This is a genomic window from Silvania confinis (genome assembly GCF_025564085.1).
GTDB lineage: Bacteria > Pseudomonadota > Gammaproteobacteria > Enterobacterales > Enterobacteriaceae > Enterobacter > Enterobacter confinis.
In genome coordinates this window covers 1-7,093 of sequence record NZ_JAMGZJ010000055.1, presented here as the reverse complement: position 1 = coordinate 7,093, position 7,093 = coordinate 1, and the positions used below count along the sequence as shown (strand labels likewise).

The following is a 7,093-nucleotide window of genomic DNA, read 5'->3' as shown; positions in this document are numbered from 1 at the left end:
CCACGGCATAAGCGACTCCATATACGGGTTCTTATGCCTTAGTTGTAAGTGTCTACCATGTCCCCGAACAAGCGTTCACTATGTCCCCAGTCTGTACAGTGGGAGAGGGCCGGGGTGAGGGCATCAGGCCGCAAAAATCCGGCGTTTACCGCCCCGACCACCCACCCCCCAGCGCTTTATACAAATCTATCTGCGCCAGCAGCAGGTTATTTTTGGACTGCACCACGCTGGTTTGCACCGAAAACAGCGTGCGCTGCGCGTCCAGCACATCCAGATACGACGAATAACCGTTGCGATAGCGATTCTGTGCGATCCGCAGCGTCTCCTGTGCCACCTCCTGCTGCGCCACCAGCTCGGTCAGCTGTTCGCCAAATCGGGCAATAGCGTCAAGGCTGTCGTTGACCTCTTTAAAGGCATTGCGCACGGTTTTTTCATAGCTGTACAGCGCCTGATTGCGCTGCGACTGGGCGATATCCACCTGCGCGTTCAGCGCCTGACGGTTTAGCAGCGGGGCCAGAATGCTGCCGCCGACGCTCCACAGTTCCAGCGGGTTATCCAGCAGGCCGGGCAGGGTCCGATCCTGCAACGATCCGGTTGCAGTCAGGTTGATCGACGGCAGCAGGCTGGCGCGGGAGGCCGCAAGCGACGCATCCGTGGCAATCAGCTGACGCTCCGCCTGCACAATATCCGGGCGGCGATTGAGTAACGACGACGGCAGCTGGGACGGAATACGCAGCGGCGTCAGCAGATCAAAATCCGCGCTGCGGGTAATTCCCTGCGGATTGCCGCCCAGCAGCAGGCTGAGCGCATTCTCCTGCCGGGTAATCTGATTCTGCACCTGCGGGATCTGCGCCCGGGTCGAGCGCAGTTCGGAGTCGGACTGCATCAGCTCCAGCCGCGAGCTGTAGCCGGTTTCATACTGCCGTTTTGCCAGCGTAAACGCCTCTTCGCGGGCTTTGAGGGTTGATTGCGTGACCCGCAGCTGATCGTCCAGCGCCAGCAGTGTCACATAGCCCGAGGCCACCGATGCGGCCACCGTCAGGTCGGCGGCGGCTGCCGCAGCCTGCTGCGCCTCGAGCGAGGCCTGAGCGGCATCGGCGGTGCGACGATTCACGCCCCAGATATCGACGTCGTAGCTGGCGGTCAGGCTGCCCCGATACAGCGCACCGTAAATTGGCTGCCCGGTCGCCGCCGACTGCGAGCGAGCGCGGGTGGCGCTTAGCTGGCCATCCAGAGACGGAAACAGGCTGCCGTCGGCGGCATAGACCCGGGCCTGATATTCATTAATCCGCTCCCGGGCGATCAGCACATCGCTGTTATTGCGTAGCGCCTGATCAACGTAGCGGTTGAGATGGCTGTCGTGAAAGCTGCGCCACCACTGCTGTTCCGCCGGGCTGGCAGGGCCGCTGCTGGCGCGCCAGCTGGCGGGGATTTGCAAGGTTGTTTTAGCCGGGGTGACATCCACCGACTGACAGGCCGCAAGAGAAAGGGCGGTCAGTAACGCGGCAAGCGGGCGGAGGATCATTTCTCCTCCCGGGTATCAATGGTCACCTGCACCGACATCCCCGGGCGCAGCAGGGCGGCATCTTCCGGCTTGCCAAGCACCTCGATGCGCACCGGAATGCGCTGGGCAATCTTAACGAAGTTCCCCGTGGCGTTGTCCGGGCTAATGGCGCTGAACTCTACCCCGGTGGCGGGGGAAATGCTCTGCACCCGGCCCTGATAAGCGCGATCGTTGAGGGCATCGACGGTAAATTTCACCGGCTGGCCGACCCGTAGCGTCGCCAGCTGGGTCTCTTTAATATTGGCGATCACCCAGTGCTGTGGCGGCACCAGGGTGGTGAGATGGGTCCCGGCGGTAACGTATGCGCCTAAACGCACCGCAATCTGCCCGAGCTGGCCGTCGCGCGGGGCGATGATACGGGTGTTTTGCAGGTCGATCTGCGCCAGTTCGAGCGCCGCCTTCGCATTATCGACGTCCGCTTCCAGCGCGCCGCGATTGACGATCGCGGTCTGCAAATCCTGGCGCGACATCTCCAGCGTCGCTTTGGCCTGGTCGATATCGGCGCTGCCCTGGGCGGCGCTTGCCAGGGCGGCATCCCGCTCACGAATCGACAGAGAACCGTCGGCGGTCAGGTCTTTGACCCGCTTCAGGTCGGCCTGGGTTTTCATGCTCTGGGCGCGGGCATTTTTCAGCGCCGCCTCGTTACGCGCAATCACCGCTTCGGCGCTTTTACGTTGCTGCAGGTTGTTGTTCAGGGTGGCGATTTTGATCGCCAACTGGGCATCGGCCTGATGCACGCGCTGGCGGTAGATACGATCGTCAATCTGCAGCAGCAGGTCGCCCTGTCTCACCTGCACAAAATCCTGCACCTTGACCTCGGTAATGTAGCCGTTGACCTGCGGGCTGATAAAGGTGGTCTGGCCGCGCACGTAGGCATTATCGGTGAACTGGGTGTGGCGGGTAAACGGCGGCAACTGCCAGGCGTAGAGGATCACCAGTACGCCAACGATGCCGATCGCGGCGGCGGCGAACATCGACACCACGCGCAGATTATTACGGGTATTGGCCTGCTCTTTGGCGGCATCCTGCTGACTCATAACCACTCCTGGGAAAACATGTTAATCATTGTTGTATAGACCGTTATTTGCTGCCGGTGGCGCGTTTCAGCGCCAGATGGGCGGTAATGCGCAGGCGCAGCAAGCGCCATAAAATCCACACCAGCGTGGCGGTGGCGATGCCCGCTGTCAGAAGATAAGTATCATTGTAAGCGAGAATATTGGCCTCCAGCGTGCTGGCGGTCTGCAACTGAATCACTGACTGGGCACTGGCCAACGCGCTGTCACCAATCAGGCTTTGGTATAGCTGGCTGTAAGTCTGTAGACGCTCGCTGACCAGCGGATTGAGGGTGGTGAGCTGATCGGCCAGCAGGCCAGAGTGATACTTTTCGCGCCAGGTCTGAAAGGTGCCGAGGATCGCCGAGCCCAGCAGGCCGCCGATGTTCTGGCTCATGCCGAACAGCACCGAAAAGCTGACCAGGTTACGCGGATCGGCAATCACGCCGCCAATCCCGGCCAGCATCGCCGGGGCGAGGAAAAAGGCGCTGCCAAACCCCAGCAGGAACTGGCTCAGCATCAGCTGATCCGGGCGGGTGATGCTGCTCGACTGGCTGTCGAGCAGGGAGGCGATAATCATCAGCACCAGCGAGGTGACAATCGGCCAGCCGAGGCGGGTCGGTTTGATGGTCAGACAGCTGGCGACGATGCCGCAGGCGATCCCGGCAAAAATCGACCACGCCAGATGGGTCATCTGTTCGTTCTGCAGGCCGACAAACGTCAGCCAGCCAATCACCCCGGTGTTCTGCTCTGCCAGCACGATGCGGATCAGCAGCATGATCAATCCCAGGCGCAGAATACTGCCGCTGGAGAGCCAGCGGGTGTTCAGCAGCGGATTACTGCGGTTATGTTCGAAGACAATCGCCGAGATAATCAGCACCAGCGAGGCCGCCAGTGACCAGCCGATCCACGGCGCTTCAAACCACCAGTCCAGGCGTCCAAGCGACAGCACCGCGCACAGCAGTGCCATGCCCGGTGCCAGCAAAATAAAGGTGATAAAATCTTTCTTCTCAAACACTTTGCGCCGATCGCCGGGCGGCAGCTTGAGGGCGATCACGCAGCCGAGCGAGATCAACGCCAGCCCAAGCTCAAACAGGTACAATCCGCGCCACTCGTCCAGCTGCAGCAGTTCGGTGGAGAACAGGCGCGCAATGGGGATCGCCAGCGACGATCCGGTGATGCCTATGGTGAGGGCTTTCAGGCGGTGTTTCGCCGGCCAGGCCTGGATCTGATAGTAGATCCCCAGCGAACTGAGGGCCGCGGCCACCATCCCGTGGGCGGCGCGGACCATCAGCGCGGAGCTGAGATCGTTGACGAACAGGTGGAAAAAGGTCACCAGCACGTACAGCACCAGGAAGCCTTCGGTGAAGGCGCGCAGGCCAAACTGCTGGCGAAACTTCACCAGCAGCAGGTTAATCGACACGTTGGTCATCACGTAGACCGCAGGCAGCCAGGCTATTTCGGTGGACCAGGCGGCAAAAGTGCCCTGTAAATTCTGCAGATTGGCAGCCACCATCGCATTGCCCAGCGCGCCGGTCAGGCACACCAGCAGTCCCACCACGCCATAGGCGATGCGTTTGGGCGTGCTGTGTACGGGCGTGGAAGGGGAGCCCAACAGCATCGGCTTTTCGTGAGGCTGCCACTCGCGAGGCGAATAGGGGTCGCGTTGAGGCAGGCGCATGACCGGATTACCTATAAAATAAATGAATAGTTAGTGGGCTAATGATTCTAAGTCTGACGCAAACCATTTTTCAAGTGAATATGATAACGACGGGTTAATCAAATGTGATCCGGTATATTTCAGAGAGATCCTCTGTTAACCGGCGGCCCGCGCGTTACGCTGAAGGTAATAGTTGCAAGGAGGTAATGATGATGCTCGCAATCTTCCCGTGTCTGCCGGATAAAACCCTGGCAGCGGTAAACACCGTCGGCAGCTGGCTTGCCGAAACCGATTTCGACCCCACCCAACCGCCACCGCAGGCGGACGCCGTGGTGCTGGCGGGGAACGCGGTGATCCCTGCCATCGACACCGCCTGCCGTCTGGCGGCAGAGCTTGCCGTGCCGTTGCTTATCAGCGGCGGGATTGGTCATTCCACTACGTTCCTGTACGCCGCCATTGCGCGCCATCCGCAGTACAACCGGGTGCGTACCACCGGTAAAGCCGAAGCCACCATTCTGGCGGAGATCGCCCGCGAGTTCTGGCACATTCCGCCGGAGCGCGTGCTGGTGGAAGACCAGTCCACCAACTGCGGCGAGAACGCACGTTTTAGCTGGTCGCTGATGCAGCACCATCCGCTGCCGGCGAAGCGGGTGATTGTGGTGCAGGACCCGACCATGCAGCGCCGCACGATGGCGACCTTCGCCCGGGTATGCCGCGACGCGCCAGCTGCGCCCACGTGGATAAGCCAGCCCGGAATTGTGCCAACGCTGCAAAACAGCGAAAACGGGCTGGTGTTCAGCGGCGGCGGCGAGGGGCTGTGGCCAGTCGAGCGCTATCTGTCGCTGGTGCTGGGTGAATTGCCGCGCCTGCGTGATGACATCAATGGCTACGGCCCGGCCGGGCGGGATTTTACCGTTCACGTTGCCATCCCGGCAGAGGTTGAGGCGGCCTGGCAGGTGCTGCAAAACGACACCATTCTCACCGAGGCACTGGTCAGCCGCTCCCTGCTGTAACGCGCTGCCCGTTTGCGCTGGCTTTGGCGCAAACGGGCAGGATATGTTGTTGGGATGTAATAAATATGTTTAGCTGACCCGATTCTTTTATGAGAGATCTCACAAAAACAGCACGATAGAGTAGGATTGCGGATCTGAAACTGTAGTTTTTAACAATAATTTTACGTGTTAAAAACAGTCTAATTACAGGAGAAGGTCATGACAGTACCCGTGCAACATCCTATGTATATCGATGGACAGTTTGTCGCCTGGCAGGGTGAAGCCTGGATTGATGTGATCAACCCGGCCACCGAAGAGGTCATTTCCCGTATTCCCGACGGCAGCGCGGAAGATGCCCGCAAGGCCATTGACGCGGCCGACCGCGCGCAGGCTGACTGGGAGGCACTGCCTGCTATCCAGCGTGCAGGCTGGTTACGTAAAATCTCGGCGGGCATTCGCGAGCGCGCCAGCGAGATCAGCGCCCTGATCGTCGCCGAAGGCGGCAAAATTCAGCAGCTGGCCGAGGTCGAAGTGGCGTTTACAGCCGACTACCTTGACTACATGGCCGAGTGGGCCCGTCGCTATGAAGGCGAAATTATTCAGAGCGATCGTCCGGGCGAGAATATTCTGCTGTTCAAGCGTGCCCTCGGCGTCACCACCGGCATTCTGCCGTGGAACTTCCCGTTCTTCCTGATTGCCCGCAAGCTGGCGCCTGCGCTGATTACTGGCAATACCATCGTGATTAAACCGAGCGAATTCACGCCGAACAACGCCATCGCGTTTGCCAAAATTGTCGACGACATCGGCCTGCCAAAAGGGGTCTTCAACCTGGTGCTGGGGCGCGGAGAAACCGTGGGTCAGGAGCTGGCGGGCAACCCGAAAGTGGCGATGGTCAGCATGACCGGCAGCGTGGGGGCGGGCGAGAAAATCATGACCGCGGCGGCCAAAAACATCACCAAAGTGTGCCTGGAGCTGGGCGGTAAAGCCCCGGCGATCGTGATGGACGATGCGGATCTGGAGCTGGCAGTGAAGGCGATCGTTGACTCACGGGTCATCAATACCGGACAGGTGTGTAACTGCGCCGAGCGCGTGTATGTACAAAAAGGGATCTACGATCGCTTTGCTAATCGTCTGGGCGAAGCGATGAAAGCCGTGCAGTTCGGCAACCCGGCCGAGCGCAACGATATCGCGATGGGGCCGCTGATCAACGCCGCAGCGCTGGAACGTGTGGAGCAAAAAGTGGCTCGCGCGGTGCAGGAAGGGGCGAAAGTGGTGCTGGGCGGTAAAGCGGTGGAAGGCAAAGGCTATTACTATCCGCCGACGCTGCTGCTCGACGTGCGCCAGGAAATGGCGATCATGCACGAAGAAACCTTCGGCCCGGTGCTGCCAGTGGTGGTGTTTGACACCCTGGAAGAGGCGCTGAAGATGGCCAACGACAGCGACTACGGCCTGACGTCCTCCATTTACACCCGCGACCTGAACGTGGCGATGAAAGCGATTAAAGGGCTCAAGTTCGGCGAAACCTACATCAACCGCGAGAACTTTGAAGCGATGCAGGGCTTCCATGCGGGCTGGCGTAAATCCGGGATCGGCGGCGCGGACGGTAAACACGGGCTACACGAGTATCTGCAAACCCAGGTGGTGTATTTGCAGTCCTGATATTGATTGAGTGAGTGCGGCCTGATGCCCTCACCCCGACCCTCTCCCACTGTACAGACCGGGGACATGGTAAACAGGTGTTCGGGGACATGGTGAACACTTTTTAACACCCTTTACCCATGGTGATCGACTTTTTCTTCAGGTCGATCACCCCCACTTTCGTGCT

The 7,093-nt window shown here is 60.0% G+C and carries 5 protein-coding genes; 2 read left to right on the top strand and 3 right to left on the bottom strand.

Annotated elements, in window-relative coordinates:
- Positions 1-145: 145 nt before the first annotated feature.
- Genes M8013_RS00300 through M8013_RS00290 form a run of 3 tightly spaced genes read right to left on the bottom strand, consistent with a single transcriptional unit; the run spans position 146 to position 4,297 of the window.
- Positions 146-1,525 carry an efflux transporter outer membrane subunit gene (locus M8013_RS00300; protein ID WP_271265841.1) on the bottom strand — a complete coding sequence of 460 codons (1,380 nt, stop codon included), beginning with the start codon at positions 1,523-1,525 and terminating at the stop codon, positions 146-148.
- Entirely contained in the window at positions 1,522-2,601 is a 1,080-nt protein-coding gene (locus M8013_RS00295; RefSeq protein WP_271265840.1) for an HlyD family secretion protein, read from the bottom strand. Before M8013_RS00295 ends, M8013_RS00300 begins: the two co-directional genes overlap by 4 nt.
- Positions 2,602-2,644: 43 nt before the next feature.
- Complete coding sequence (locus M8013_RS00290; RefSeq protein ID WP_418939513.1) at positions 2,645-4,297, bottom strand: MFS transporter; 1,653 nt, start codon at positions 4,295-4,297, stop codon at positions 2,645-2,647.
- Positions 4,298-4,485: 188 nt separating this feature from the next.
- On the opposite strand from M8013_RS00290, the gene M8013_RS00285 reads away from it, so the two are divergent.
- Positions 4,486-5,289 carry a YdcF family protein gene (locus M8013_RS00285; RefSeq protein ID WP_271265842.1) on the top strand — a complete coding sequence of 268 codons (804 nt, stop codon included), beginning with the start codon at positions 4,486-4,488 and terminating at the stop codon, positions 5,287-5,289.
- 198 nt (positions 5,290-5,487) lie between these two features.
- Positions 5,488-6,927 carry an aldehyde dehydrogenase gene (aldA, locus tag M8013_RS00280; RefSeq protein ID WP_271265839.1) on the top strand — a complete coding sequence of 480 codons (1,440 nt, stop codon included), beginning with the start codon at positions 5,488-5,490 and terminating at the stop codon, positions 6,925-6,927.
- Positions 6,928-7,093: the final 166 nt, after the last annotated feature.